Origin of the sequence: Streptomyces cathayae (genome assembly GCF_029760955.1) — a bacterium.
GTDB classification, from domain to species: Bacteria; Actinomycetota; Actinomycetes; order Streptomycetales; family Streptomycetaceae; genus Streptomyces; species Streptomyces cathayae.
The window spans coordinates 3,854,853-3,881,002 of the sequence record NZ_CP121682.1 but is presented as its reverse complement, the minus strand read 5'-3'; the positions used below and the strand labels follow the sequence as shown (position 1 = coordinate 3,881,002).

Here is a 26,150-nt window from a genome sequence, read left to right as displayed (position 1 = left end):
CCCCGCGGTCAGATCTCCGCGCGCCCCTGCTTCCTGATCTCCGTCAGCCGGTCCGCCCCGAACTCCGCGATCACCTGGGTGAGTTCGGACAGGACCTCGCCGAATCCGCCGTTGGTGAGGGTGAGGGTGTCCTCACCGATGCGGACCACCGCGACGTCCAGGGTGAGATGCGTCGACTCCCCGTCGGCCGCCTTGCCGGTCATGCTGACCCGCAACGCCTGCCGCGCGTCCCCGATCTCCGGCAGCCGCAACGCGTCGACCTCGGCCGCCTGCACGCCGTCCCGTTTGGTCGTCGCCTTGAATTCCCCGCACTTCTGAGGCAGTCCGCCGAGCCACTTCAGTGTGCGGTCCACGTCGGCGGGCCGGTACGCGGCGACCTGGTAGCGCAGTTGGGCGCCGTTGTAGGCGTCGTCCAGGGCGACCACGGCCCGCGGTCCGGTCGGCGTGCCGAACAGCTCCTCGGTGTAGAGGACGTCGAGCAGACGCCGGCAGTCGGCGTTCTTCGTGCTCGCCTTGAGCAGCCCGTCCCGCCAGGTGGCCGCGCCCCGCGTCGGCACCCAGGGCTGTCCCAGGTCCGTCTCCGTGATCAGCGCGGCCCGGACCTGGTCCTCGCTCAGCCCGGCGTCGGGCGGTGACGCGGAGGGCTGCTCGACGGCCGGCGCGGCGGAGGACGGCGAGGAGGCCGGGGCCCGGGTGGAGACGGGCGACGGCAGCACCGTCCCGGTCACGTCCCGCCCGCCGACGGAACAGGCGGCCGTGGTCAGCAGCGCGGACACCGACAGCGCGGAGGCGAGAAGGGCGCGGGCGACGGCCTGGGCGTGCGTCATCGGGGGTGCCTCCTGGTGGAGCCGGGCTGCGGCTGTGTTCTGCTCGCCCAGGGTCGGGACGTGCTCTTACGGCACCACCGAGCCGCCCGCCCCACCAGCGCGGCGGTCCGTCCGGGTGAGCGCTCGGGAGGAACCGTCCCCGCCCCCTTCGCGGCTCCTCCGTGTCATCTTTGTGTTCCCCGCCCGTCCGTGATTTCCGCCCGTGGTTCCCGCCCTTGGCCCCTGCCCCCGGTCCCCGTCCCGAAGGAGTCCGCGCCGTGCCGAACGGTCTGCCCATCCCGGTGATCATCGACTGCGACACGGGTGTCGACGACGCCCTGGCCCTGCTGTTCGCCGTCCGCCACCCGGGAATCGACCTGCGCGCGGTGACCTGTGTGGCCGGCAACACGGACGTGGACGGCGTCGTCCACAACACGCTCACCGTGCTGGAACAGGCGGGCGCGCCCGGCATTCCGGTCGCCAGAGGCGCCGAGCGCCCGCTGATCGAGGCGCCGCGTTCCGCACGTCACGTCCACGGCCACGACGGGATGGGCGACCTCGGCCTGCCCGCCCCGCGGCGCCTCCCGGCGGACCTGGACGCGGTGGCCCTGCTGCGCCGCGAGATCCTCGCCTCCCCGCGCCCGGTCACCCTGGTGCCCACCGCCCCGCTGACCAACATCGCGCTGCTGCTGCGGACGCATCCCGAGGTCACCCGGAACATCGAGCGGATCGTGTTCATGGGCGGCGCCGTGGGCGCCGGCAACGCCACCCCGGTGGCCGAGTTCAACGTCTGGCACGATCCGGAGGCCGCCGCGATCCTGCTCACCGCGGGGGTGCCGATCACGATGTACGGCCTGGACGTGTTCCGCCGGGTCGTCGTCCCGGCGGCCGAGGTGCGCGGGCTGCGCGCGAGCACCGAACCGGGCGCCCGGCTCGCCGGTGACCTGCTGGCCCACCGGCCCGCGACACCCGGCAGCGCCCCCGACGACCCCACCGAGGACGCGGGCGGGCTCGGCGACGCGGGTGCGCTGTGCGCGGTCGTCGATCCGGAGGGCCTGACCACCCACCGGCTCCCCGTCGAGGTCTCCCTGGGTCCCGGACCGGCCCGCGGCCAGACCGTGGTCGACCGCCGCCCCCGGACCGGCGAGTCCGAACTGCACGAGGGCACGCGCGAGCAGTGCCTGGTGGACGTCGGGCTGGACGTGGACGTACAGCGCTATGTGCGGCTCTACCTGGAGACCGTGGCGACCGTGGCGCACAGCCGGCCCACCGCGGCGGACGGAGGGTCCGGAGCACAGCGGTAGGCCGGCTGTCCGCCCCCGGAGCCGCGAACGCCCGGCCCGCGGGGGAACGGGCCGGGCGTGTACGGGGGTGCTACCGAACGCTTGCCCAGTGCTCCACCCTTCAGGGTGGAGGTGTAGGGCATCCTGCCCGTAGTGGCCCGAAGGGGCGCGGCGGCATGGCTGAGATCGCCTTGTCCGACGACGGAGTTGTCGGACCTACCGCCGGACGGGCGGGAAGTCAGGCCTGCGGAGGCCGTGTAAGACCGACCCTCACCGGTCGGCAGTGGCCTGTGAAACAGGAACCCGAGGTGGTACCGCGAAGCGGTACCGACCGGAATCTCCTGCCCTCGGGCAGGAGAGGACGTCAATGGCTCTCGGTGCCCGCGCCCGCGCCGGCGCGCTTGCGGCGGGTGACCACGACGAGCGCCGCGCCGCCCGCCAGCAGAACCGCCGCGCCGATCGCGAACGGACCGGTGTTGCCGTCGGCGCCGGTCTCCGCGAGGTTGTCGCTGCCGCCGTTCGGCGAGGCGCCCGGCTCGGTGGCCGGCTCGGAGGGGGACTCGTCGGGCGCGTCGGTGCCGGGCGTCGTGGACGGCTCGCCCGGCGTCTCTGAGGCCGGCGGAGCGGTGTCCTCGGCGGGCTCCGACGGCTTTGCCGGCTCCGGCGCGGAGGTGGACGGCTCGGGAGTCGGCTCCTCGGCCGGGGTGTCGGCGGTGCAGTCCCTGGTGCCGCCGTTCCAGGCCGCGATCAGCTTGTCCTTGATGACCGGACGGTCCGGCCCCTTCGGCAGCTCACCGTGCTCGAAGCCGTCGTCGGCGTCCAGCTTGCCGTCGAACTTCACGGCGCCCCGGTAGAGGTCGATCTGCGCGAAGCAGCCCTTGTCCGGGACGGAGATGTCGAGGGAGTCGGTCGCGCCGGGCTTGACCGTCACCGTGTCGAAGTCGACGAAGACCTGCTCGCCGGAGGAGGCGAAGGTGGCACCGTGCGCCAGGTAGGAGGCGAGCGAGGCGGTGCAGGTGGTCGCGTCACCGGCGGCGCGGACCTCGATGCGGACCTTGCCGTCCTCACTGGGCCGCAGGCTCTGGTCGTCGACCTTGACGGAGTCGAAGAAGTTCTTGCCGTCGAGGGAGAACTGGCAGCGGTCGGTCTCGGTGACCGTGCCGGCACCGGTGCCCGGCCGGTAGTCGCCGCCCGACTTCCAGCCGTCCCCGCCGGGAGCGCTGTGGGCGGAGGCGGAGGCCGCGGCGACGGCGGTGGCCGCGCAGAGGGCGAGGGTCGCGGCGCCCGTCCCCAGCAGGCGGCGGGTGAGGACACGTCTCGCTATGGACATGCGGATCCCATTCTTGGCGTGGGCCGGAGACCGGGGCAGGGCGGCAGGGCAGCACGCGGCGGCCGGCCGTCCCGGGCATGAGTGGTCGAAGGAACACGAGGCTCATTGGTCACATGTGCCTCAGTGCGCCTTCATGGTGGCCGTGTCGCATCACCCTGTCAACCTGCGGCGAAGCAAGGGAAGTTGTGCATTCTTCACGTCCCCGTCACACAAGGAGGGAATGCCTCCGCTCCGCCCCTGTGTTCATGTTTGCGGCGTTCTAGACAGATTCATGCAGTCATCCGCGTCCACCCGGAGGAGACCGCGTGACCGACCACACCGATCCGCCCGCCCCGCCGGCCCCCGCCCCGGGCGTTCCGTCCGGCGCCGCGCCCGACCTCTCCGCGCCCGACCTCTCCGCGCCCGACCTCTCCTCGCGCAACCCCGACTGGTGGCGGCAGTCCGTCGTCTACCAGGTCTATCCCCGCAGCTTCGCCGACGCCGACGGCGACGGCCTGGGCGACCTGCGCGGCGTCACCCGGCGCCTCACCCACCTCGCCGCCCTGGGCGTGGACGCCCTCTGGCTGAGCCCGTTCTACCCCTCCGAACTCGCCGACGGCGGCTACGACGTCGCCGACCCGCGGGACGTCGACCCGCGCCTCGGCACCCTCGACGACTTCGGCGCGCTGGTCGCCGAGGCACACCGCCTGGGCCTCAAGGTGATCGTCGACATCGTCCCCAACCACACCTCCCACCGGCACGTCTGGTTCCAGGAGGCGCTGCGCGCCGGTCCCGGCTCCCCGGCCCGCGAGCGCTACGTCTTCCGCGACGGGCGTGGCCCGCGGGGTGAACTCCCGCCCACCGACTGGCAGTCCGTCTTCGGTGGCAGCGCCTGGCGGCGGGTGTCCGACGGGCAGTGGTACCTGCACCTCTTCGCCGCCGAACAGCCCGACCTGAACTGGGCGAACGAGGACGTCCGCGCCGACTTCCGCACCACCCTGCGGTTCTGGGCCGACCGGGGCGTGGACGGCTTCCGCGTCGACGTCGCGCACGCCCTCGCCAAGGACCTGAGCGAGCCGCTGCGCGACCTCGGAGCCTTTGGACCGGCCGGCGAGGCCGCCCTCGCCGAGTTCCCGCCCGGCACCCACCCGTTCTACGACCGGGACGAGGTGCACGAGATCTACCGCGACTGGCGCAAGATCCTCGACGCCTACTCCCCGCCCCGCACGGCCGTCGCGGAGGCCTGGGTCCCCGGCGCCCGGCGCGCCCTGTACGCCCGGCCGGACGAACTGGGCCAGGCCTTCAACTTCGAGTACCTGCAGGCCCCCTGGGACGCGGAGGCGCTCCGCCGGGTCATCACCGACTCGCTGGCGACCGCCCGTGCGGCCGGCGCCCCGGCGACCTGGGTGCTCTCCAACCACGACGTCGTACGCCACGCCTCGCGCCTGATGCTGCCGCCGGGCACGGACGACGACGCCTGGCTGCTGTCCGGCGGACACGCCCCGGCCGTCGACACCGCCGCCGGGCTGCGCCGGGCCCACGCGGCGACCCTGCTGATGCTGGCGCTGCCCGGCTCGGCCTATGTCTACCAGGGCGAGGAACTCGGCCTGCCCGAGGTGGCCGACCTGCCCACCGAGGTCCTCCAGGACCCGGTCTGGGAGCAGACCGGCCACGTCCGCAAGGGCCGCGACGGCTGCCGGGTACCGCTGCCCTGGACGAGGACCGGACCGTCGTACGGGTTCGGCCCGGGTGGCGCCTGGTTGCCGCAGCCGCCGGACTTCGGCGCGTACGCCGTCGAGGCGCAGGACGGGGTGCAGGCGCGGGAGGGGGTGCCGGGCTCGACCCTGGAGCTGTACCGCGCGGCCCTGCGCCTGCGCCGCAAGCTCCAGGAGGGCGAGACGCTGACCTGGGCGGAGGACACCCCCGCCGGGGTGCTGCGGTTCGACCGCAACGACGGCTGGCGCTGCGTGGCCAACCTGTCCCCCGACCCGGTCCCCCTCCCCGCGGGCGAGGTCCTGCTGTCCAGCGCACCCCTGACCGACGGCAGCCTGCACCCGGACACCACGGCATGGCTGCTCCCCGAAACACCCCCCACCCCGAGCCCTCACCCCGCCGCCTGACCCCGCCCCCGCCCCGGCCGGGGGTGCTCACCCGGCTCCCCCGGCCCGTGGCCGGTGCGGACCCATCTCCTGAAGCACGTCACCGAGTTCGGCACCGGTGAGGGCGCGACCCGGCAGCGGTGACGCCGGGGCGGTGCGCAGGCCGTCGAGGAACAGGGCGAGGGGGCGGCGCCAGGCGTCGGGGCCGGCGGCCGTGGTGAGGGGCGGCACGGCGCGTCCCAGGGCGGCGAGGGCGAACAGGACGTCCTCCGTGGTGACGTCGGGACGCACGGTGCCCTCCTCCCGGCCCCGGTCGAGCAGCAGTTCCACCGTCCGGCGGTTGTGGGCGTGCACGGACCGCAGGGACTCGACGTCCGGCAGGTGGGTGGTCATGAGGTCGTTGGTGCCGCGGTCGGCGGCCAGGGTGCCGAAGACGACGTCGAGGTAGTCGTGCAGACCCGTCCAGGCGTCGGGGGCGGTCCGGGCCCGCTCGCCTGCCGCCATCGTGTCCGTCAACTGGTCGCGGAAGACGGCGTCGACGAGTGCCGCGCGGGCGGGGAAGTGCCGGTAGAGCGTCGCGTTGCCGACGCCTGCCCGGCGGGCGATCACGTCGAGCGGCGCGTCGAGCCCCTGCTCGGCGAACACCTCGCGGGCCGCCGCCACCAACCGGTCCCGGTTGCGCCGGGCGTCGCGCCGCTGCCGGGGCGCGGGCTGCGACTCCGGGGCCGTGGAGTCCTGGCCGACGCTTCTGTCCGTCCCTCCGTCCATCCGTCCCTCCGTCTCCGCGTGAACCGGGGAGTGCTCCCCGGTGAGGATGTTATCGTCGGGACAGTAAACGGGGAGTACTCCCCGTTTAGGCTGCTTCGAAGCGTCGGAAGGGACACCTGATGGGCGGAACCGCGCTGGTGCTCGGGGGCGGGGGCCCGGTCGGCGGAGCCTGGCTGACCGGGGTGCTCGCCGGTCTCGCGGAAGCCGGAATCGACCTGGACCGGGCGGACGTCGTCATCGGCACCTCGGCCGGCGCGATCTTCGGCTCCCGGCTGCTCGGGGGAGAGCCGCCGGCCGAGATGTACGAGCGTCAGCTCACCGGCGCCGACCGGATCGACATCGGCTCCGGCCTGCCCACGACGCTCCGCTTTCTCTGGGCCGCGCTCGGCTCCCGCGACCCCGACCGTTCGGTACGGCGTCTGGGACGGACCGCCCTCGCCGCGCGCACCGGCCCCGAGTCCGAGGTGTTCGACGCCCTGCGCCCCCTGCTGCGGGGCGCCGTCGACTGGCCGGCCGGAGGGAGGCTGCGGATCACCGCGGTCGATGCCGTGACCGGAGAGGTGCACGCTTTCGACGCCGACTCCGGGCTCACGCTCCTTGAGGCGGTCGCCGCCGGCTGTGCGGTGCCGGTGGTGTGGCCGCCGATCACGGCTGCCGGACGGCGCTGGATCGACGGCGGCACCCGTTCCACCGGCAACCTCCAACTGGCCCGCGGTGACGAGCGGGTGCTGGCCCTCACGCCGATTCCCTCGGCCGTCGGCCCGCATCCCGACGCCCGGCGGCAGGCGGCCGCTCTCAGGGCCGAGGGCACCGAGGTCACCCTCGTCACGCCGAACGCCGCGGCCCGCCGCGCCATGGGCCGTGACATGACGGCCGACGTCCGTCGCCCGGCCGCCGCCCGCGCGGGACGCGCCCAGGGGGTTGCCGTGGCGGACGCGACGGCCGACGTATGGCCCGGTCGGTGAGGTGAGCCCGGTGGACCGAGGTACGACACCGCAGACACGGAGCAGACAGGGAAAGGACGGTGGCATGCGAGCGCCCACCCCGAAGGAACCGGTCCCCGAGGACCTCGACCCGGCGGCCGACCCGTACGCCGTCCACGCGGCGCTGCGCGCCAAGGGCCCTGTGCACCGCGTCCACGTCCCCGGCAGCGGGGACAGCTGGCTGGTGGTCACGCACGAGGCGGTCCGCCGTGCGCTGACCGACCCCCGGCTGCGCAACGACATCCGGCACTCCGCGACCTGGGGGACCGACGGCGGTCACGCCATCGGCCGCAACATGCTCCAGAGCGACCCACCGCAGCACACGCGCCTGCGGCGACTGGTGGCGGGCCACTTCGCACCGGGACGGATCGCCGGGCTGCGTCCGCGCATCGAGGACATCGCGCGGGAACTGCTCGCGGAACTGCCCGGGCAGGGCACCGCCGACCTGGTGGGCGGTTACGCACTGCCGCTGCCCGTCACGGTGATCTGTGAGGTGCTGGGCGTGCCCGCGGCGGATCGCACGGCCTTCCACACCTGGTCGAACGAGCTGGTCATGCCCACCGGTGAGGAGGACGCCGCCGCTTCGGCGGGCGCCCTGGCCGGCTACCTCACCGACCTGACCGCCGAGAAGGCCCGGACCCCGGACGGCTCCCTGCTCGCGGCCCTGGCCACGGCGACCGACGACGCGAGTGCGGGCCCCGCCCCCGAACCCGGATCCACAGCCGGCGGCCTCACTCCGGAGGAACTGCTCGGAACGGCCTTCCTCCTCCTCGTCGCCGGTCATGAGACGACGGTCAACCTGATCTCGGCGACCCTGCACAGCCTGCTGGCCCACCCGGACCAGCTCGCCCGGCTCCGCGCCGACCCGTCACTCGTCGACGGGACGATCGAGGAGTCGCTGCGCTACAACTCTCCCGTCCACGCGGGCGCGTTCCGCTTCGCGGCCGAAGGGCTGGACCTGGCCGGCACCCGCGTCGACGCGGGAGACGCGGTGCTGGTGTCGCTGGCGGCGGCCTCCCGTGACCCGCTGGCCTTCCCGGACCCCGACCGTTTCGACATCACCCGCCGCCCCCGGGGCCACCTGGGCTTCGGCCACGGCCTCCATCACTGCCTCGGCGCCCCTCTGGCCCGCGCGGAGGCAGTGATCGCCCTCCGCCTCCTCCTCGACCGCTACCCCTCCCTCGCCTTCGCCACCGACCCGACGACCCTCACCTGGCGAACGAGCACCCTGCTGCGCGGCCTGAGGGAACTACCGCTGCGCCTGGGCTGACCGGAGAGCCGGGCCGGCTCTCCGGAAGCCGTTGCTCTGGGAAGGCGCCGGCGCCGCCGGTCCCGTCGATGTGTCTGCGGGACGGGGCGGGGTGAGGGGGGAAGGCCGGGGGTGGGCCCCGAGCTGCACACGTGGGGACGCGACGGCCCGTTCCGGCCTTCCCTCCGTCGGTAACTTGTCATGGCGCGGAGGCCGCCGCCTGCCGGAGCGGCCGAATGAGCGTGGACGCCCGCCGGGGCCCCTGAACGGACAAGTGGGGCATTCGAGTGCTTTATCTCACTTTCTCGTCCATAATCGGACCATGAACACGGCATCGTATGAACTGCTGGCCGCGAGCCAGCAAGTGCTGAGTCTGCTCGCGGCCTTCGTCGGCGGGCTGGTGATAGCCGGCGCGCTGGTCTGGGCCGTACGTGTCGGCATGAAGGTCATGGATCAGGAGGAGCCCCGCCCCGCCCCCGAGGACCAGCCGAAGCTGCCGGAGACCGGTGCGGTCCACGAGATGCGGGAGATGCGGGAGCCGGACGAGATCGCGAAGGTGTCCAGGGACGGCGAACGGCTCATGCCCTACCAGCTCCGTCACGCCGCGACCAGAACGGGGAAGGACCAGCAGCGGCGGCGCTGGCTGCCCGGTTCCAGCGGCGGCTTCGGCAGTGGAGGTCCCGGGCACGTCTGAGCGACCCCCTCGCGAGAGGGGGATCCGTGTCCGTTCCCCCTCCGCGAGCGGAAGCAGGGGCAGGCGCGGATATCTGTGTGCGCCGTGGCAGTTTTTCCGCCGAGGCGATTAGAGTTCCGGTGTGGGGAACCCGTCCCCGTAGCGGTCCGTGTCCCCTGCGGTCCGCAGAAAGGTGCGCATGCCCCCGGAGAGGCAGCCGTATGCCGACGGGCGGCCGGACGACGCCCGGCCGCCCGTCGCCGACCGGCTCGACGACGACCACTTCCCGGCCTACACCATGGGCAGGGCCGCCGAACTGGTCGGAGCGACACCCGCCTTCCTCCGCGCCCTGGGCGAGGCGGAACTGATCACCCCGACGCGCTCGGAGGGCGGCCACCGCCGCTACTCGCGCCACCAGCTGAAGCTCGCCGCCAGGGCCCGCGAGCTCGTCGACCAGGGGACTCCGGTCGACGCCGCGTGCCGCATCATCGGCCTGGAGGAGCGGCTGGAGCAGGTCGAGCGGCTCAACGAGGAGCTGCGCCGACGGGACGCGGACACCGCCGTGCACCAGCACCACTGAAAATCTGTTCCCGCCGGACCAGAAATCCAGTGTCCGTCACGGAAATCTATTTCCCTAAACGTGTTGCCGGCATTATTTCTCGGTGATTTTCCTCGCTTGCCGTCGATATGGTCCATGCTAGGCTGACGTCAGTTGCAGTTGTGGTTGCCAGTTTGCTACCGGTTCTCCGGGCAGGTGATCATCGCGACGATGAGGGAATTCGTAAAGTGCGTTTTCCCAGCACTGTCTCAGGAGATTTGATATGGCCACCGGTACGGTGAAGTGGTTCAACTCGGAAAAGGGCTTCGGCTTCATCGAGCAGGACGGCGGCGGCGCCGACGTCTTCGCCCACTACTCGAACATCGCCACCTCGGGCTTCCGTGAGCTCCAGGAAGGCCAGAAGGTGACCTTCGACGTCACGCAGGGCCAGAAGGGCCCGCAGGCCGAGAACATCGTTCCCGCCTGACCCGTACGTACGCGAGTACACAGGGATTTCAGCAGGGGCCCCGCACATCGGTGCGGGGCCCCTGCTCCGTTTTTCCGGGCTCCGGGCTCCCGTACGTGTTTCCGCTCCCCGGGAGGGAAAGGGCCGGCTGATCCGGCCCGGCCCTTTCCGTGGATCGCCCGATCGCCCGCTCGTCGGCTCGTGTGCTTCTCCGCCGGACGGGTGGCTGCCGTCTGCGCGGTTCGGGTGAACGCGGGGACGCCGTAGGGGGTGGGTCAGGCCTGCTGGGGGCCGGTCTGCTGGACCACCTCGAAGGACCACAGGGTCGCCCCCGTGGCCGCGGGCTTCGGACGGTCGCCCTGTGCGCCCTCACCGCCGTGCGCGGTCTGGGCGCGGCCCTCCATCCAGCGCTGGAAGTCCTCCTCGGACCGCCAGCGGGTGTAGACGAGATAGGTGTCGGTGCCCTCCACCGGGCGCAGCAGCTCGAACCACTCGAAGCCGTCCGAGCCCTCCACCGCGCCCGCCCGCGCGGCGAACCGCTGCTCCAGTGTCTCCCGCTGCTCTTCCGGGACCGTGAGTACGTTGATCTTGACGATGCTCATGTTCCGATTGTTCCGCAGCACGGCGCGGAACACGTGCGGGGGCGGTCAGCCGAGGCAGATCACCAGCAGGCACAGCTCGGAGCGGGGCGTGCTCGGTGAGTCGGGCGGGGGCGTCGAGGGGTCCGGCGCGGCGGGCTGCGAGCCGCCCCGGTCCATCGGCTCCTTGTTTCTGCCGTCCCCGCTGTTCCCGCCGCCGCTGCCGGAGGCTTCCGCGGGCGGGTTCGCCGGGCGGGTCGCCGCACCGGGGCCCTCGGCGGAACCAGCACCGGATACGGAACCGGATCCGGATCCGGCTTCCGCGCCCGAGGCGGTCCGCGGTGGGGGCGGTGCCGTCGTGGGCGCTCCGGTGGCGCCGTCCGGCCGGGTGTCCGAGGTGGTGCCGGGTGCCGACGCGGTGCCGGTCGACCGCGGGTCCGGGGCGTCGTCCGAGGCCGGCTGCGCGGGCCGGTCCGGGGAGGGCCGGTGCGTGCCGGGCGGGGTCGCCGCGGGCGCGGGGTCGCCGTACTGCTCCGCGGGCCCCGCGGGCTCCTTTACGCCGCCCATACCGGTGACCTCGGGTGCCGTCGCGGCCTGGGTGCGGTCGCCGGAACCCCGGTCCATCGAGGCGACGGTGAGACCACCGCCGACGAGCGCCACCGCCGTGGCGACCAGGGCGCGGCGCTGGGTCTTCTTCCACCGCGCCAGCTGCCGTCGCCGTGCCGCCCGCCCCGTGGGCGCGGACATCGCGGACGCGGACGCGGATGCGGGCTCCGCCGCGGGGTCGACTTCGGCGTCGGCTTCGGCGTCGGTGGAGGCGAGGTCGGCGTCGGGGAGCGTACCGGCACCCGTGTCGACACGTTCCGTGCCCCGGGTGCCTCCGGTGGCCTCCGTGCCCGGGGGCGCGGTCGTCGTCGACGGGCCGGGAACCGTGCGCCCGCCCATGACGCTCGGCGCGATGTCGGGAGCGTAGGCGCCGCATCCGGGGCACACCAGGGCGCCGTTCAGATGCCGGCGACACGTGGAGCAGTAGTCCATCCGTTGTCTTCCTGAGTCGACATGCACGCACCCGCCGAGCCGGAGACGGCCCGTTCGCGTTCGCACGCGAGAGCGGGTGGAGCAGGAACAGCCACGCTAACGACCTCCGCGAGCCGCTGTGTGCAGTCCGTGTGCCACTCCTGCGCACGTTCTCTGCCCGCCTCGCGTGAATGCCGTGAGCATGCGCGGCACGCGGTGCCCGGAACGCCCCGGGCTGAATGATGTTCAGTGAGAATCCCCTGGCGCGGCGGCGGTTCCGGAGCGGAGCACACAGCCCATTCGGGTCGTCGCAGTCACAAATCGGACCGGTGACGGCCGTTCAGGGCGTGGAACCGGCGGGTGGGACCGCAGGGCGGGCACGGTTTGACGTCGACGGGCCGCGCGGCGTTGGCTGCTTCCACCGGTCGCCACGCTGCACCCTCGCCCGGAAGGCACCTGATGTGAACCCCTGTACTCCTCGCACCACCCGCACCACCCTCGTGACGGCCGGTCTCACGGCCCTCTCGCTCCTCTCGCTCTCCGCGTGCGGCGCGTTCGGCGACAGTGACGGGAGCGGTGACTCCGCCTCGCCGAGCAAGCGCAACGACATCACGGTGGGTCTCCTCCTGCCCGACGACGACGCGACGCGCTACGAGAAGTTCGACCGTCCCCTCATCGCGGAGCGGGTCGGCGTTCTCACCGGCAAGGAGGGCAAGGTCGTCTACGCGAACGCCGGGGGGAGCACGGCCGAGCAGAGCCGGCAGTTCGACCGGATGATCGCCGACGAGGTCGACGTGATCCTGGTGACCGCGGTGGACTCCAGGGCCGTCGGGCCGGACGTGAAGAAGGCCAAGGCGGCGGGCATTCCCGTCATCGCCTACGACCGGCTCGCCGAGGGCCCGATCGACGCGTACGTGTCGCACGACAACGAGCTCGTCGGCGAGGTGCAGGGCCGCGCGATCGTCGACGAGCTCAGCGGCAGGGGGGAGAAGGGCAAGGTCGTCGTGATGAACGGCGCGCCCGCCGACCCGAACGCGGCCCTGTTCAAGAGGGGCGCGCTCAACGAGTTGAACGGGAACGTGGAGATAGCCAAGGCGTACGACACCGACAAGTGGAGGCCCGAGGTCGCCAAGGCGAACATGGAGAAGGCGATCGACGCCATCGGAGCCGGCAACGTCGACGCCGTCTACTCGGCGAACGACAGCATGGCCGGAGCCGTCATCGAGGCGCTGGAGGAGGCGGGCGTCTCCGACCTCCCGCCGGTGACCGGGCAGGACGCCGACCTGGCGGCCGTGCAGCGGATCGTCGCGGGCACGCAGCACATGACGGTGTACAAGTCGTTCCGGCTCGCGGCGGGCGGCGCCGCGGAGATCGCGGTGGCCCGGGTCCAGGGGCGGGACATCCAGTTCGACTCGCTGACCGTCGACCGCGTCGACAGTGCGACGCGGAAGGACATCCCGACGATGCTGATCCCGGTGGTCGCCCTGACGCGGGACAACATCCAGGACACGGTGATCCGGGACGACGTCTACGAGGTCAAGGACATCTGCACCGCCGAGTACCGGGCGGCCTGCGCCTCGATCGGCCTCACCCCGTAACCCCGTGAACCCGTAACCCCGTGGACCACCGGCCGCCCGGTCGACCGGCCTCGTCCGCGTACTACGTCGACTGGTCCGCGTAGCGGATGTCCCCCACCGTCCAGGCGCTCACCTCGGCGAGGTCGACGCGGTACATCCCCCCGGTGTCGGGGATGCCGTAGCTCCCCTGGAGGATGCGGGCGACGTGGAAGTGGAGGTGGGTGGGGCGTGCCGGGTCCCCGCCTCCGCCGGCCTCTGTGAACGGGACGGCGAAGTGGGTCAGCCGCGCGGAGTCGCGCAGCACCTCGGCCACCCGCTCCCTCCACAGGGCCTCGGGGGCCAGCCGTCCGGTGATGACGGCACCGGGAACCACCACGGTGAGTGACATCTGGCTGTCCCGATCGGCCTCGACCATCGCGGCGACGGCGACGAGCAGATCGTCAGGGTGCGACATGGTCGAAGAGCGTAGCCGAGCCCCGGCCCGGCCGGGCGTCGGCGGCCCGGATCACTTCGACGTGGCGGCGCTTCGCGGTGGTGGTGCCCGGCTTTCGGGAGCCGGGCACCAGGACCGGTCGTCTCCGTCAGGGCTGTACGGGCATGCTCCGGCAGTCGGAGGCGGCCCGTTTGCCGGACAACCGGTCGGTCAGCCAGTCGACGGCGCTGCCCTGGTCGGTCAGCAGCGGTGCGAAGTGGTTGAGCAGTGAGCTGCCGACGTCGGGCAGGAGGACGGCCTTGTAGGTGACGTCGGCGCCCTTGCGGCACCAGTCGACGGCGAGGCCGCGGGCCTGTCCGTGCGGTACGAGGTCGTCGCTGACGCCCGTCGCCACGCGGACGGGGCCGGACGGTTTCAGCGTGCCGATGCGCTGGCTCTCCAGGAACGCCCGGAGGGCCGGCGTGGTGGCGATGATGTCGCTGAGGGAGCGCCCGTCGCGGGTCCACCCGGTGCTCTCGGTGAAGCCGTGGCCGAAGAGGGCGTCGCCGACGCACATCGTCGACAGGTCGGTGAGGGCCGCCCTGCCGGCGGCGTTCAGGTGCGCCTCGGCGATGGGTCTCAGGGACGGGTCGGACTGGAGGAAGCCGTTCAGCGACCAGCCCAGCGCACCCGCCAGTTCACTGCCGTCGATGGCCTCGGTGACCGAGGCCAGGTCGGCGGGCGGTGCTCCGGCGTACGTTCCGGCGAGGGGGACGTCGGGGGCGTAGGAGGGCTGGAGTTCGGCGGCCGCCGCACTCGCCCCGCCGCCCTGGCTGTATCCGAAGAGCCCGACCGGGGAGTCGGCGGTGACCGAGGTGCCGCGCACCGAGCGGGCGGCGCGGACGGCGTCCAGGACCGCGTGGGCCTCGTCGACCCGGTTCACGTAGGTGTGCAGCCGGTCGGTCGTGCCCAGGCCCGCGTAGTCGGTGACGACCACGGCGATGCCCTTCGCGAGGAGGCGGTGGACCGCCAGGTTCTCGTAACCGACGGACACCGTCTGGCCGTTGAGCCTCAGCGGGTGCTCGAGCCCCAGGGAGGCGGCGCACTGGTCGCCCTGCCCCATGGTGCCGGGTGCCACCGCGACCAGGGGCCGGGGACCGCCGGCCTTCCAGCGGGCGGCCGGTTCGAGGTAGGCGCCGGTGACGGCGACCGGTTGCCCGGTGGAGTCGGTGGACTTGTACATCAGCCGGGTCGCGCTTCCCGGCAGCGGACCCGTGAGGCCGGGCAGGCGCAGGGCCAGCGGGAGGGGCTCGCTCCGGACGAGGGCGCCGTCGGCGGCGGGCAGGTGGGCGGGCGGGTGGTAGAACGCGGGGATGGTGACACCCCGGGACACGGTCTCGTCCGTCGCCGCGGCGGGGGCGGCGGCGACCACGTGGGCGCCGAGGCAGGCGGCGGTGACCACCGCGGCCAGAAGTCCGGTGCGCGAGCGTGGGGGCATGGCGAACCTCCTGTGGAGCAACAGGTGGGAAGCGGCCTCCGCGCCGCTCGGGGGGTGGTCCGGACCGAAATTACCCAGAAGTAAGTTACTCGTGGTAGCAGTCGGGGGGTCACGGTTCGGTAATGTGCTCCCGGGCCCTGGGCCCGGCACGTGGCCGACGTCGTGGTGTCAACACCGCCCGGAGCCCGGTGACCTGACGACGCGTCCGTACGGCGCGCCCGCCCGCATCCCCTCCGGAGGCCACGGATGACCGCGCTCGCCCCCGCCCCCGATTCCGGCGCCCCGATCCGTGTCCTGGTCGGCGACGACCAGGAACTCGTACGCACCGGCTACGTCACCATCTTCGGCGCGCAGCCGGACCTCGAGGTCGTCGGCGAGGCGGGCGACGGCCGCGCCACGGTGGAGGCGGCGCGGCGGCTGCGCCCGGACGTGGTGGTGATGGACATCCGGATGCCGCTCCTGGACGGAATCGAGGCGACCCGTCTGCTGGCCGGCCCGGGTGTCGCCGAGCCGGTGAGGGTCCTGGTGGTCACCACCTTCAACCTCGACGAGTACGTGTACGAGGCGCTGCGGGCCGGCGCGAGCGGATTCCTGCTCAAGGACGCACCGCCGCGCGACCTGGTGGACGGCATCCGCACGGTCGCCGCCGGCGAGTCGCTGCTGGCGCCCGCCGTCACCCGCAGGCTCGTCGGCAGGTTCGCCGACCGCATCCGCCGGCCCCGGGCCCCCGCCACCGAGGCGCTGTCCGCCCTGGCGCCCCGCGAGACCGAGGTGCTGAGACTCATCGCCGAGGGCCTGTCGAACGCCGAGATCGCCGACCGGATGGTCATCAGCCGCGAGACCGTCAAGACGTACGTGTCACGCATCCTGACCAAGCTCGGCCTGCGCGACCGGGTCCAGGCGGTCGTACTCGCCCACCGGGTGGGCCTGGTCGCCCCCTGCGACTGACCCGCCCTGCCCGGGGCAGCCGCCCGCCCGGTCCCTCGGCGGGCGGCGGCCGACAGGCGGCCGGAGCCTGCCCACCCCTCGGCGGGCGGCCGGAGCCTGCCTACCCCTTGGCGGCCGGGCGGCGGCGGCCCTGGCCGGGTCGGCCGCGTCGGCCGCGGGAGGAGGAGCCGGAACGCGCGGGCTTGTTCTGGGCGGGCGGCGGAGCGATGACGACGGGCACACCCGAGGGCGCCTGGGCTCCGGTGATGCGGTTCAGCTCGGTCCCGCCGGGACGTACCCGGGTGGTCTGCGGGGTGATGCCGGCGTCCCCCATCAGACGGGTCATGTCGCGGCGCTGGTGCGGCAGGACCAGGGTGACGACGGTGCCGGACTCGCCGGCCCGGGCGGTGCGCCCGCCGCGGTGCAGGTAGTCCTTGTGGTCGCTGGGCGGATCGACGTTGACGACGAGGTCCAGGTTGTCGACGTGGATGCCGCGGGCCGCGACGTTGGTGGCCACCAGGACCGTGACGTGGCCGTCCTTGAACTGGGTCAGGGTCCGGGTGCGCTGGGACTGGGACTTCCCGCCGTGCAGGGCCGAGGCGCGCACCCCGACGGCGAGGAGCTTCTTGGCCAGCCGGTCGGCGGCGTGCTTGGTGTCCAGGAACATGATCACGCGCCCGTCGCGGGCGGCGATCTCCGTGGTGGTGGCGTGCTTGTCGTCGTCGTCCACGTGCAGCAGGTGGTGCTCCATCGTGGTGACCGCGCCCGCGGACGGGTCGACCGAGTGGACCACGGGATCGTGGAGGTAGGTGCGCACCAGACGGTCGACGTTGCGGTCCAGCGTCGCGGAGAACAGCATGCGCTGGCCCCCGGGGCGCACCTGGTCGAGCAGGGCGGTCACCTGCGGCATGAAGCCCATGTCGGCCATCTGGTCCGCCTCGTCCAGGACGGTGACGGCGACCTGGTCCAGGCGGCAGTCGTCCCGGTCGATGAGGTCCTTGAGCCGGCCGGGCGTCGCGACGACGACCTCGGCCCCGGCGCGCAGGGCGCTCACCTGCCGGCCGATCGACACCCCGCCGACCACGGTGGCGATGCGCAGGCGCAGCGCGCGTGCGTAGGGGGTGAGGGCGTCGGTGACCTGCTGGGCGAGTTCCCGGGTGGGCACGAGGACGAGGGCCAGCGGCTGCCGGGGCTCGGCCCGCTGCCCGTCGGTGCGGGCCAGCAGGGCGAGGCCGAAGGCGAGCGTCTTGCCCGAGCCGGTGCGCCCGCGGCCCAGCACGTCCCGGCCGGCCAGCGAGTTCGGCAGCGTCGCGGCCTGGATCGGGAACGGGGTGGTCACGCCCTCGGTCCCGAGGGCGGTCAACAGCCGCTCGGGCATGTCGAGTTCGGAGAAGGACTCGACCGGCTCCAGTGCCGGGGTGAGGGTGACCGGCGGGGCGAACTCCCCACCGGACACGGCGGGACGGCCTCCGCGGCCGCCACCGCGCCCGGCCTTGCCCGAACGGGGGGCGGCGCCCTGGCGGCCCGACCCCTGAGAGCGGACGCGGCCGCCCCGGCCGGAGCCCGTGGAGGCTTTCTCCGTACGGGAGCGGGAGGAGCTGTTGTTCGAACGGGCTGTGTGGTTGCGGTTCATGCGGAACCTTCCTCGATGCGGCACGTATCGAGGAATTCCTCTCGGCGGGGACCTGCACGGCCGCACGAGGATTCGCAAGAATGAGCCGAAATGACAGTGAGACGGAGGACCGGCCGGCGGCCGGAAGCGTCGGATCGCGAGAGCGAGAGCGGGGCGCGCCGGGGGTGCGGGAACGGAGCCGGCTTCGTTGCCGGACCGAGGGCCGGGGAAAGAGGGGAAAGAGGGTGAAGAGGGGGAACGCAGTGGGCCGGGGCCCGCATCACAGAAGTGCGGGTCCCGGCCACGCGGCGCGCGTCGGCGTCGACGTCGGGGTCAGGCGGGAACGATGTTCTCGGCCTGCGGGCCCTTCTGGCCCTGCGTGACGTCGAAGGTCACCTTCTGGCCTTCCTGAAGCTCGCGGAAGCCCGAGGTGGCGATGTTCGAGTAGTGGGCGAAGACGTCGGGGCCGCCGCCGTCCTGCTCGATGAAGCCGAAGCCCTTTTCCGCGTTGAACCACTTCACGGTGCCAGATGCCATATTCGATCTCCCTTGAGGGCAGTGCTCGGGGCCCACACCTTGTGGGCCCGTCGTTGCAGCAACGGTCCACCCGGCTGTATTCCTGGTGAGCCGCGAAGCTTTCCAGCAACAAAAAAGAGTGCTCGTCGACGGAAGGTCGGAAGAGCACTCGAAGCTTCACTCGACGTCTTGCTCGGTCTCGCTGGATCTTGTCGGATCTTGCTCGGTCTCGCTCGACGTCTCGAAGTCTCTGGGCCTCTGGTAACCGAAACTGCAACTCTTCACGGTAGCACGGCCCCCGGTGTGCGCCGACTCGGCCGCGTGCAGGACTGGACCAATGCCGTACCGGCCCCCATGATGGTCGCGAAGCGAGAATGGGCATGACAATTCTCTTCTCCGGGTGGTGACCGTGCGCGGACTCTTCGGCAGGGCGGCTCTGGCCGCCGTACTCCTCCTGGCGCCCCTGGTGCCCCTGACACCCGCCGCCGCTGCCGCGGCACCGCAGGAACCCGCCACCGAGCCGGCCTCCGTCTCGGCCTCCGCCTCCGCCGAGGACTGGACGGCGCCCCTCAGCACCCGGGGCCGCTGGATCGTCGACGCGGACGGCGACCGTTTCAAGCTGCGGTCCGGCAACTGGCACGGAGCCAGCGGCACCTGGAACGGCTCGGGAAGCAGGGACGAGGACGCGAACCACCACGCCGGGGAGAACTCCGGCCGGATGCCCCTCGGCCTGGACCGCGCTCCCATGGCCGAGATCATCGCCGGCTTCCGGGAGCTCGGGCTCAACAGCATCCGGCTGCCCTTCTCCAACGAGATGATCCACGACGGCCGCCCCGTCACGGACGACGCGGTCGCCGCGAACCCCGCCCTGCGCGGGAGGACCCCGCTCCAGGTCTACGACGTCGTGGTCCGCGAACTCACCGCCTCCGGACTCGCGGTGATCCTCAACAACCACACCAACACCACCCGTTGGTGCTGCGGGGTCGACGGCAACGAACGCTGGAACGCGAGCCGGTCCACCGAGGAGTGGGAGAACGACTGGCTGTTCATGGCCCGCCGCTACCGGGACAACCGGCGAGTGGTGGGCGCCGACCTGTACAACGAGGTCCGCCGCACCGTCTGGGACGACCCCAACTGGGGCCTGGGCGACCACCACGACTGGTTCACCGCCTCCCAGCGCCTGGGCGACCGCATCCTGACGGAGGCGAACGCCGACCTCCTCATCATCGTCGAGGGCATCAACTGGACCGGCATCCCCGTGGACGGCTTCGCGCACGGACGCCCCACGCTGGAACCCGTACGCCGGCTCTCGCACACCCTCGTCGACTCCGGCAAGCTCGTGTACTCCGCCCACTTCTACGGCTACACCGGCCCGAACCACAGCGGTGCCACCGGCATCGGCGAGACCAGCGACCCCCGCTACCAGGACCTCACCCCCGCCGAACTGATCGACGTGCTGAACCGCCAGGCCTTCTACGTCTCGGCCGAACAGGACCGGCACTTCACCGCCCCCGTCTGGATCAGTGAGTTCGGTGTCGGAGGCCGCGGCGAGACGGGCGCCGGGCAGCGCGCCTGGTTCGAGAACTTCGTCGACCACCTGATCCGCACCGACGCCGACTTCGCGTACTGGCCGCTCGTCGGCTGGCACGACCATCGCGCGGGCAACGGCTGGGCGCTGCTGCACTGGGACGCCGCGGGCCACCGCATGGGCCTCCACGACGGGGACGACTGGCGCGCCGCCGCCTGGACCCGGCTCGTCGGGGCCCCCGGCCGCACCGGCCGCATCGGCCCCGTGGCCGACTGGTCGATGCTCAGCCCCGACCACGCCGACTTCGTCGCCTCGCGGCGCATGCGCGCGCTCCCCGACTGGGACTCCGGCGCCCGCAAGGCCGTCTGCCCCGACGGCCAGCGCCTCCTCGGCCTCAGCCACACGGGCAACCGGGGCCTGTGCTCCGACGTGACCGCCGGGCCCCTGGGGGACCCGGCCGGCGGACACCGGGTGGTCACCGACGAGCGGTACGTCGCCCCGGGCGGCGACTGGGCGTCCGGCTACACCAAACTCCAGTGCCCCGGCGGGCACTTCCTCAGCGGCTACAGCGTCCGCGGCTCCGCCGTCTCGGCCGCCCTGTGCACGGCCGCCCGGCCCGGCGCGATCACCGCCACGGCCGGCCGTACGGTCTGGTTCGACCGGGGCGACAACAGGGGGCCGGCCCCCGCCGGCGGCGACTTCGGGCACGGCCACTACAAGGGCCAGTGCGCGGACGGCGAGTACGCGGCCGGCATCGCCTACACCGGCCGCCTCGGCTCCTCCCGGACCCCGGACGCGCTGTACTGCCGCCCCCTCGGCTGACCGGCCCCCGCGGCCGCGGGACGGACGGTTCCGGAGCGCGGGGGTACGGCGGGGAACACGGCCCCGTCACGAGAAGTCGATCTCCTTCGCCGTGGCGACCCGGGCGCCCATGTTGCGCTCCATCATCTCCAGGGCGGCGGACTCCAGATGGGGATGGATGGAGGCGACGGCGTCCCTGGGCACGGTGACCTCCAGGTGGCGGATGTGCGCGTCCAGGGCGGAGTACAGGACGCACTGCTCGGTGACCTGACCGCTCAGCACCACGTGTCCGACGCCCAGCCGCCACAGGAGGTAGGACAGGGGGGTCTCGTAGAAGACGGAGTGGCGGGCCTTCACCACGAAGAGCGACTCGTCGTCGGGCGTGATCGGTTCGATCAGGTCGGCATGGGGACCGGCCAGCGCGGTGTCCACGAGTTCTCCCTGGTGGGAGCGCCACAGGCCGAAGTTGTCGTTCGCGTAGACCACCGGTACGTCCGCTCCGCGGGCCCGCCGGATCAGCTCCGCCAGGACGGGCACGACCCGTCGGGCGGACGGTACGAGCAGCTCGGCGTCCTCGTGTTCATAGGTGTTGATCATGTCGATCACGACGAGAGCGGGATGCGTCGTGTCCGCGGGTCGCTCCATGGCTCCACCGCCGTCCTCGTGCGGGTCAGCCGCGCAGCTGCGGCAGGACCTTCGTGCGGTAGAAGTCGAAGAAGCCCTGCTGGTCCTTGCCGATCTGGTTGACGTACACGGTGTCGAATCCCGCGTCGACGAACGCCGACAGGGCCTCGAGGTGCGTCTTCGGGTGGTCGCCGCACGGTACGGCGGACGCCACCCGCTCCTCGGTGACCAACTCGGACGCCTGCTCGAAATGGCGGGGGGTCGGCAGGATCTGCGGAAGCTCCCCGGGCAGCTGCTCGTTGGCCCACAGGTGGTGTGCGGTGCGCAGCGCCTCCTCCCGGTCCGCGCCCCAGCACACCTTCAGTCCGCCGTACACCGGCTTGGTGCCGCCGCCACCGCGGCGGAAGCGCTCGACCATGGCGGCGTCGGGCGCCATCGTGATCAGACCGTCGCCGATGCGTGCCGCGACCTCGGCGGCCTGCGGGCCGAAGGCGGAGACGTCGATGGGCACCGGCTCGTCGGGCAGGGTGTACAGCCGGGCGTTCTCCACGGTGTAGTGCTTGCCGCGGTGGCTCGTCTGCTCGCCGGTGAACAGCTGCCGGATGATCTGGAGCGCCTCCTCCAGCATCTCCAGGCGCACCGGCGCCTCGGGCCAGGGGGTGCCCAGGATGTGCTCGTTGAGCGCCTCGCCGGTCCCCACCCCCAGTCGGAAACGGCCACCCAGCTGGGCGGCGGAGGTGGCGGCCGCCTGGGCGATCACCGCGGGATGGGTCCGTACGAGGGGGCAGGTCACCGCCGTTTCGACGGGCAGCGAGACGGCCTGGGACAGGGCGCCGATCACCGTCCACACGAACGGGCTCTGGCCCTGCCGGTCGTTCCACGGGTGGTAGTGGTCCGAGATCCAGAGGGAGTCGAAGCCGGCCTGTTCGGCCATTCTGGCCTGTTCGACGAGTTCAGCCGGGCTGTGCTCCTCGCACGACAGGAAGTATCCGAAGTCGGCCATCGTCTCTCCCGTCTCCCAGATGGAGCGCGTGGTGATGGGGAACGCACCGCCGAGTACCCGGTGGTACGGGGCCTAACAGTGCGCGCGGGCGCGGCGTGCGGGGAGCCGGGTTCCCGCCGCCCGGCCCCATGCCGCCGGGAGCCCTCCCCCGAACGAGGCGGCCTGCCTGTCGGGCTCCGCGGCGCTGATGTCGCCGAGAGCCGACTCGGGGTCGCGTTCGACGGCCAGGTCTCCGAGGGAGACGATGCCCACCGCGTGCTGGCCGTCGTCGACGACCGGGACCCGGCGGACCGCGTGCTCGCGCATCACCCGCACCACGAGGGGCAGGTCGTCGTCGGGGCCCACGGTGACCAGGTCCTCGCTGCACGTCTCGGCCACCGTGGTCCGGTGGGGGTCGCCGTCGGCCAGGGCGCGCACCACCAGGTCACGGTCGCTGACCAGCCCGCGCAACCGCTCGCCCTCGGTGACCAGGACGGCACCGACGTCCTCGTCCCGCATCATCCGGGCCACGGACGTCACCGAGGCCTGAGGTCCGACGGTCGCCGGGACACTCGTCATGACCTCGCGGACACGCTGAGTCATGGAACCACCCTTCCGTGTGGTGGGGACGGTGCGCTCACCGCCGCTCGGCCTGCCGGGTACCCGGCGGAGTCCGCTCCCCACACCGTCGCCGGCGGATCCGGTCGTCGGCGGATCCGGTCACCGGGGAGCCGCGGATCCGGGAAGCCGGCAGGCGCCCGGGACGTCCCTGCCGGCGTTACAGGAGTGGGGCGAGGGGTACCGGGAACGCGGCGGCGGACGCCGCCGGTGTGTGCTGGGAGGCTTGCATGGAGGCTTCGGAGACCGCGGAGGCTTCGGTGGACCGGATCGCCCACCCCTGGGGCGGCCGTACACCTGGCCCCGCGGATCGGCACCAACGTGGCCCTGCTCAACGCGCTGCTCCACCTCTCTTGCCGGGCATGCACCCCGGCCCTTCAGGGCCGGGGTGCATGCCCGTTCCCGCGGAGCGGGACAGGAGGAGCCGCATGCCTTCGGGGCGATGCAGCGTCCCGGAAGAGGACGGTGGCGGGCTTGGTCATGGGAAGGGCGTGATGGTGCGTTGCTGGGAGCGGGAGCGGTGACGGTGGGGGTCGGTCGCTCGTTCGGGTGAGCCCGGCCGGATGCGAAGAGAGGGGCGAGTGGCGGAGCTACGTTGGACGGCATGTCACGGTTCCGGATGTACCCGACCACCGCGCAGGCGGGCGTCATGCTCGGGCACTGCGCGCACGCCCGGTACGTGTGGAACCTGGCCGTCGAGCAGCACGCGCACTGGCGGCCGGGCAGCAGGTCCGCGCCGGGTTTCGCGGAGCAGTGCCGTCAGCTCACCGAGGCCCGGCGGGAGAGCGCCTGGCTGCGGGCCGGGAACGCGGACGTGCAGCAGCAGGCCCTGAAGGACTTCGCCAGGGCCAAGACGGCCCGGTTCGCCTCCGGGTTCGGTGAGCCGACCTGGCGCAGGAAGCACCAGCATGAGGGCTTCCGGGTGATCGGCACCGACCGGGTCCCGGAGTCCCATCCGGACGGCACCCCGAAGCTGAACGCCACGGGCCGGCAGGTGATGGGCCGCTCGGTGGTGGTGCAGAAACTCAACCGGCGCTGGGCGCGGGTGAAGGTGCCCGGCTGCGGCTGGGTGCGCTTCCGGCTCACCCGCGCCGGGCTGCCGCAGGCGAAGACCTTCCGGGTCACCTTCCGCAACCAGCAGTGGCACATCGCCTTCACCGTGATCCCCGAGCCGACCGGCGCACCGGGTACGGGGGAGGTCATCGGCATCGACCGGGGCGTGAAGATCACCGCTGCCCTGTCCGACGGGCGGAGGCTGAACTGCCCGCAGCTCACCCCCCGGGAGCGGGCCCGGGTCCGCAAGCACCAGCGCCGGGCGGCCCGCGCCCCCAGGGGCAGCGAGGCCAAGGCCGCCGAGTATGCGAAGGTGGCCCGGATCAAGGCGCGGGAGGCGGACAGGCGCAAGGACTGGTGCGAGAAGACCTCCACCATGCTCGCCCGCACCTGCCGCCTGATCCGGTTCGAGAAGCTGAACATCACCACCATGACCCGCTCGGCGAAGGGAACCGTCGCACAGCCCGGCAGGCGGGTGCGGCAGAAGGCCGGGCTGAACCGGGCGATCCTCGCCCAGGGCTGGGGCCTGCTGCGCCGCCGGACCGGGGAGAAGGCCCCGGGCCGGGTCGAGGACGTGCCCGCCCCCTACACCTCTCTGCGGTGCAGTGCCTGCGGCTGGATCGAGAAGGACTCGCGCAAGAGCCAAGCCGAGTTCGTCTGCATCTCCTGCGGGTTCACCTGTAACGCGGATGAGAACGCAGCAGTCAACGTCGCGGCAGGACAGGGCGGGATCCCCCGCCCCCGGCGCACAGCCGGTGCCGGAGGGGTGACAGCGGCCACCGGCCACTCGAGCACCCGTGAACCTCGACCCACCCGGGTCGGAATCCCCCTCCTTTGAGGAGGAGGATGTCAATACGGCTACTGGGACACCGAGGCCGGACACGGCCCGGACGACAAGACACCCGGGCGCGCCGCGGCGCCCCGAGCCCGGGCTGCTGCTCCTGCGGGACCTCCGGGAGCTGCACCTGAGCGCCGCGGAGAACTCCCTGCACTGGGAGATGCTCGCCCAGCTCGCGCAGGCCACCAGGGACGAGGAGCTGCTCGCCGTGGTCTCCGCGTGCCACCCGCAGACCCTGCGCCAGATGCGCTGGACCAACACCCTGATCAAGACCCTCGCCCCGCAGATCCTGACAAGCCTGTGACCCCGGTCCCGGTCCCGCCCGGCTCTCGTCCCGTCCCCCGTCCTCGCGGTCGACCGCGCCGCGCTTCACGCGCGATGTGCCGTCGCGGTGCGGGCGCGCCTGGTCAGTACGGCCGCTGCCGCGGTGGCGATGCCCGCCGTGAGGGCCGAGGCGGCCGCGGCGGGGTGACGGGACAGAGCGGCCTGGAACGAACGGCCGTGCGCCATGTCGTCGAACACGCCGTGGGCACCGTGGTCGGAGCCCTTCGTCTCGTCGACCGGTGCGAAGAGGTTGCTCTCGTCGCTCGGCGGCCGCCGGTCGGTCTGCTGGGAGTCGAAGCCGGTGCGGGCGAGGTAGCGGTCGAGCAGGGCGGGGGCCAGGCGGTTGGCCCAGACGGTCGCCACCGTGGTGGCTCCGACGTAGTACTGCTTGCGGCGCGGGTGGTCGGCGGCGTACACCACGCCTCGCGCGGCCACCTCCGGCTGGTAGACGGGCGGAACGGGCTGTGGATGCCGGGGCAGGCGTGAGTGCACCCAGGAGAACTGCGGGGTGTTGACGCCGGGCAGCTGGGCGACCGTGACGTGTACGTTGCTGCCGCGGTGCAGCAGTTCGGTGCGCAGCGAGGACGTGAAGCCGTTGATGGCGTGTTTCGCGCCGCAGTACGCCGACTGCAGCGGGATGGCCCGTTCGCCCAGTGCGGAGCCGACCTGTACGACGGTGCCGCGGTCGCGGGGCAGCATCCGCTTCAGCGCGGCCCGGGTGCCGTTGACGAAGCCGAGGTAGGTCACCTGGGTGGCACGCTCGTACTCGTCGGCGGTGATCTCGTCGAAGGGGGCGAAGACACCGGTGAACGCGCAGTTGATCCAGACGTCGATGGGGCCGAAGGACCGCTCGGCGGCCTCGGCGGCCGTCTCGACCTGGTGCGCGTCGGCGGTGTCGGCGAGGTGGACGAGCGGGTGGCCGCCGAGGGACTCGACCTCCTGTGCGGCGGCCTCCAGACCGGCCCGGCCGCGGGCGACCAGCACCACGTTGGCGCCGCGCTCGGCGTAGAGGCGGGCGGTGGCGCGGCCGACGCCGGCGCTGGATCCGGTGATGACGACGGTCTCGGGCAT

At 72.7% G+C, this 26,150-nt stretch carries 23 protein-coding genes and 2 pseudogenes; 12 read left to right on the top strand and 13 right to left on the bottom strand.

Annotated features, from left to right (window positions below; genetic code table 11):
• Positions 1–8: 8 nt before the first annotated feature.
• Entirely contained in the window at positions 9–827 is an 819-nt protein-coding gene (locus tag PYS65_RS17600; RefSeq protein ID WP_279334899.1) for a hypothetical protein, read from the bottom strand.
• 257 nt (positions 828–1,084) lie between these two features.
• Here PYS65_RS17600 and PYS65_RS17595 point away from each other — a divergent pair, with 257 nt between their 5' ends.
• Complete coding sequence (locus PYS65_RS17595; protein WP_279334898.1) at positions 1,085–2,110, top strand: nucleoside hydrolase; 1,026 nt, start codon at positions 1,085–1,087, stop codon at positions 2,108–2,110.
• 343 nt (positions 2,111–2,453) lie between these two features.
• Here PYS65_RS17595 and PYS65_RS17590 read toward each other — a convergent pair whose 3' ends face one another.
• Positions 2,454–3,419 (bottom strand): LAETG motif-containing sortase-dependent surface protein, encoded by a 966-nt coding sequence (locus tag PYS65_RS17590; protein ID WP_279334897.1) that lies wholly within the window; start codon positions 3,417–3,419, stop codon positions 2,454–2,456.
• Positions 3,420–3,724: 305 nt separating this feature from the next.
• On the opposite strand from PYS65_RS17590, the gene PYS65_RS17585 reads away from it, so the two are divergent.
• Positions 3,725–5,518, top strand: a complete 1,794-nt coding sequence (locus PYS65_RS17585) for a glycoside hydrolase family 13 protein (protein ID WP_279334896.1) — start codon at positions 3,725–3,727, stop codon at positions 5,516–5,518.
• Positions 5,519–5,545: 27 nt separating this feature from the next.
• On the opposite strand, the gene PYS65_RS17580 is transcribed toward PYS65_RS17585, so the two are convergent.
• A complete protein-coding gene (locus PYS65_RS17580) occupies positions 5,546–6,265 on the bottom strand; it encodes a TetR/AcrR family transcriptional regulator (RefSeq protein WP_279334895.1) in 720 nt (239 codons plus the stop codon).
• A 119-nt stretch (positions 6,266–6,384) separates the two neighbouring features.
• Here PYS65_RS17580 and PYS65_RS17575 point away from each other — a divergent pair, with 119 nt between their 5' ends.
• The 5 genes from PYS65_RS17575 to PYS65_RS17555 all read left to right on the top strand — a co-directional run bounded on the left by PYS65_RS17575 (position 6,385) and on the right by PYS65_RS17555 (position 10,195).
• Complete coding sequence (locus PYS65_RS17575; protein WP_279334894.1) at positions 6,385–7,230, top strand: patatin-like phospholipase family protein; 846 nt, start codon at positions 6,385–6,387, stop codon at positions 7,228–7,230.
• Positions 7,231–7,294: 64 nt separating this feature from the next.
• On the top strand, positions 7,295–8,518 hold the full coding sequence (locus tag PYS65_RS17570) for a cytochrome P450 family protein (RefSeq protein WP_279334893.1): 1,224 nt from the start codon (positions 7,295–7,297) through the stop codon (positions 8,516–8,518).
• A 301-nt stretch (positions 8,519–8,819) separates the two neighbouring features.
• Positions 8,820–9,191: a DUF6479 family protein gene (locus PYS65_RS17565; RefSeq protein ID WP_279334892.1), complete on the top strand. Its 372-nt coding sequence runs from the start codon at positions 8,820–8,822 to the stop codon at positions 9,189–9,191.
• 178 nt (positions 9,192–9,369) lie between these two features.
• Positions 9,370–9,750 (top strand): MerR family transcriptional regulator, encoded by a 381-nt coding sequence (locus PYS65_RS17560; protein WP_279334891.1) that lies wholly within the window; start codon positions 9,370–9,372, stop codon positions 9,748–9,750.
• Between the two features lie 241 nt (positions 9,751–9,991).
• Complete coding sequence (locus tag PYS65_RS17555) at positions 9,992–10,195, top strand: cold-shock protein (RefSeq protein ID WP_004985680.1); 204 nt, start codon at positions 9,992–9,994, stop codon at positions 10,193–10,195.
• Between the two features lie 254 nt (positions 10,196–10,449).
• Here PYS65_RS17555 and PYS65_RS17550 read toward each other — a convergent pair whose 3' ends face one another.
• Together PYS65_RS17550 and PYS65_RS17545 are read right to left on the bottom strand one after the other, a co-directional pair.
• On the bottom strand, positions 10,450–10,776 hold the full coding sequence (locus PYS65_RS17550; protein ID WP_279334890.1) for an antibiotic biosynthesis monooxygenase family protein: 327 nt from the start codon (positions 10,774–10,776) through the stop codon (positions 10,450–10,452).
• Between the two features lie 45 nt (positions 10,777–10,821).
• Entirely contained in the window at positions 10,822–11,790 is a 969-nt protein-coding gene (locus PYS65_RS17545; RefSeq protein WP_279334889.1) for an SCO2400 family protein, read from the bottom strand.
• Positions 11,791–12,230: 440 nt separating this feature from the next.
• On the opposite strand from PYS65_RS17545, the gene PYS65_RS17540 reads away from it, so the two are divergent.
• Positions 12,231–13,367, top strand: coding sequence for a sugar ABC transporter substrate-binding protein (locus tag PYS65_RS17540; RefSeq protein ID WP_279334888.1), 1,137 nt, complete (start codon positions 12,231–12,233; stop codon positions 13,365–13,367).
• Positions 13,368–13,428: 61 nt separating this feature from the next.
• On the opposite strand, the gene PYS65_RS17535 is transcribed toward PYS65_RS17540, so the two are convergent.
• Both PYS65_RS17535 and PYS65_RS17530 read right to left on the bottom strand, forming a co-directional pair.
• A complete protein-coding gene (locus PYS65_RS17535; protein WP_279334887.1) occupies positions 13,429–13,800 on the bottom strand; it encodes a hypothetical protein in 372 nt (123 codons plus the stop codon).
• 127 nt (positions 13,801–13,927) lie between these two features.
• Positions 13,928–15,256 carry a lipase family protein gene (locus PYS65_RS17530; RefSeq protein WP_279334886.1) on the bottom strand — a complete coding sequence of 443 codons (1,329 nt, stop codon included), beginning with the start codon at positions 15,254–15,256 and terminating at the stop codon, positions 13,928–13,930.
• 246 nt (positions 15,257–15,502) lie between these two features.
• Here PYS65_RS17530 and PYS65_RS17525 point away from each other — a divergent pair, with 246 nt between their 5' ends.
• Entirely contained in the window at positions 15,503–16,204 is a 702-nt protein-coding gene (locus PYS65_RS17525) for a response regulator (protein ID WP_279334885.1), read from the top strand.
• A gap of 100 nt (positions 16,205–16,304) precedes the next feature.
• Here the strand turns inward: PYS65_RS17525 and PYS65_RS17520 are convergent, their stop codons facing one another.
• Positions 16,305–17,816, bottom strand: a complete 1,512-nt coding sequence (locus PYS65_RS17520; RefSeq protein ID WP_279334884.1) for a DEAD/DEAH box helicase — start codon at positions 17,814–17,816, stop codon at positions 16,305–16,307.
• A 312-nt stretch (positions 17,817–18,128) separates the two neighbouring features.
• The gene (locus PYS65_RS17515) at positions 18,129–18,332 is read right to left on the bottom strand and encodes a cold-shock protein (protein WP_109379033.1); all 204 of its coding nucleotides are present in this window, start codon (positions 18,330–18,332) and stop codon (positions 18,129–18,131) included.
• Between the two features lie 388 nt (positions 18,333–18,720).
• On the opposite strand from PYS65_RS17515, the gene PYS65_RS17510 reads away from it, so the two are divergent.
• Positions 18,721–20,661, top strand: a complete 1,941-nt coding sequence (locus tag PYS65_RS17510; RefSeq protein ID WP_423836100.1) for a glycoside hydrolase family 5 protein — start codon at positions 18,721–18,723, stop codon at positions 20,659–20,661.
• A gap of 66 nt (positions 20,662–20,727) precedes the next feature.
• On the opposite strand, the gene PYS65_RS17505 is transcribed toward PYS65_RS17510, so the two are convergent.
• The 3 genes and pseudogenes from PYS65_RS17505 to PYS65_RS17495 all read right to left on the bottom strand — a co-directional run.
• The gene (locus tag PYS65_RS17505) at positions 20,728–21,285 is read right to left on the bottom strand and encodes a cysteine hydrolase family protein (RefSeq protein WP_279334882.1); all 558 of its coding nucleotides are present in this window, start codon (positions 21,283–21,285) and stop codon (positions 20,728–20,730) included.
• 25 nt (positions 21,286–21,310) lie between these two features.
• Entirely contained in the window at positions 21,311–22,267 is a 957-nt protein-coding gene (locus tag PYS65_RS17500) for a TIGR03557 family F420-dependent LLM class oxidoreductase (RefSeq protein ID WP_279334881.1), read from the bottom strand.
• Positions 22,268–22,435: 168 nt separating this feature from the next.
• Positions 22,436–22,849, bottom strand: a pseudogene (locus PYS65_RS17495) (CBS domain-containing protein); the annotation flags it as partial.
• Positions 22,850–23,468: 619 nt separating this feature from the next.
• Here PYS65_RS17495 and PYS65_RS17490 point away from each other — a divergent pair.
• Together PYS65_RS17490 and PYS65_RS17485 are read left to right on the top strand one after the other, a co-directional pair.
• Positions 23,469–24,755 (top strand): RNA-guided endonuclease InsQ/TnpB family protein, encoded by a 1,287-nt coding sequence (locus tag PYS65_RS17490; protein ID WP_279334880.1) that lies wholly within the window; start codon positions 23,469–23,471, stop codon positions 24,753–24,755.
• 76 nt (positions 24,756–24,831) lie between these two features.
• Positions 24,832–25,059: pseudogene (locus tag PYS65_RS17485) on the top strand (hypothetical protein); the annotation flags it as partial.
• Positions 25,060–25,124: 65 nt separating this feature from the next.
• Here the strand turns inward: PYS65_RS17485 and PYS65_RS17480 are convergent.
• Entirely contained in the window at positions 25,125–26,150 is a 1,026-nt protein-coding gene (locus tag PYS65_RS17480; protein WP_279334879.1) for an SDR family oxidoreductase, read from the bottom strand.

Bases quoted from the DNA above. Each gene is read 5' to 3' on its own strand.
- PYS65_RS17515 (WP_109379033.1), bottom strand. From the start codon at position 18,332: ATGGCATCTGGCACCGTGAAGTGGTTCAACGCGGAAAAGGGCTTCGGC.
- PYS65_RS17530 (WP_279334886.1), bottom strand. From the start codon at position 15,256: ATGCCCCCACGCTCGCGCACCGGACTTCTGGCCGCGGTGGTCACCGCC.
- PYS65_RS17580 (WP_279334895.1), bottom strand. From the start codon at position 6,265: ATGGACGGAGGGACGGACAGAAGCGTCGGCCAGGACTCCACGGCCCCG.
- PYS65_RS17525 (WP_279334885.1), top strand. From the start codon at position 15,503: ATGACCGCGCTCGCCCCCGCCCCCGATTCCGGCGCCCCGATCCGTGTC.
- PYS65_RS17590 (WP_279334897.1), bottom strand. From the start codon at position 3,419: ATGTCCATAGCGAGACGTGTCCTCACCCGCCGCCTGCTGGGGACGGGC.
- PYS65_RS17560 (WP_279334891.1), top strand. From the start codon at position 9,370: ATGCCCCCGGAGAGGCAGCCGTATGCCGACGGGCGGCCGGACGACGCC.
- PYS65_RS17545 (WP_279334889.1), bottom strand. From the start codon at position 11,790: ATGGACTACTGCTCCACGTGTCGCCGGCATCTGAACGGCGCCCTGGTG.
- PYS65_RS17570 (WP_279334893.1), top strand. From the start codon at position 7,295: ATGCGAGCGCCCACCCCGAAGGAACCGGTCCCCGAGGACCTCGACCCG.
- PYS65_RS17550 (WP_279334890.1), bottom strand. From the start codon at position 10,776: ATGAGCATCGTCAAGATCAACGTACTCACGGTCCCGGAAGAGCAGCGG.
- PYS65_RS17535 (WP_279334887.1), bottom strand. From the start codon at position 13,800: ATGTCGCACCCTGACGATCTGCTCGTCGCCGTCGCCGCGATGGTCGAG.
- PYS65_RS17555 (WP_004985680.1), top strand. From the start codon at position 9,992: ATGGCCACCGGTACGGTGAAGTGGTTCAACTCGGAAAAGGGCTTCGGC.
- PYS65_RS17480 (WP_279334879.1), bottom strand. From the start codon at position 26,150: ATGCCCGAGACCGTCGTCATCACCGGATCCAGCGCCGGCGTCGGCCGC.
- PYS65_RS17500 (WP_279334881.1), bottom strand. From the start codon at position 22,267: ATGGCCGACTTCGGATACTTCCTGTCGTGCGAGGAGCACAGCCCGGCT.
- PYS65_RS17565 (WP_279334892.1), top strand. From the start codon at position 8,820: ATGAACACGGCATCGTATGAACTGCTGGCCGCGAGCCAGCAAGTGCTG.
- PYS65_RS17575 (WP_279334894.1), top strand. From the start codon at position 6,385: ATGGGCGGAACCGCGCTGGTGCTCGGGGGCGGGGGCCCGGTCGGCGGA.
- PYS65_RS17520 (WP_279334884.1), bottom strand. From the start codon at position 17,816: ATGAACCGCAACCACACAGCCCGTTCGAACAACAGCTCCTCCCGCTCC.
- PYS65_RS17600 (WP_279334899.1), bottom strand. From the start codon at position 827: ATGACGCACGCCCAGGCCGTCGCCCGCGCCCTTCTCGCCTCCGCGCTG.
- PYS65_RS17505 (WP_279334882.1), bottom strand. From the start codon at position 21,285: ATGGAGCGACCCGCGGACACGACGCATCCCGCTCTCGTCGTGATCGAC.
- PYS65_RS17490 (WP_279334880.1), top strand. From the start codon at position 23,469: ATGTCACGGTTCCGGATGTACCCGACCACCGCGCAGGCGGGCGTCATG.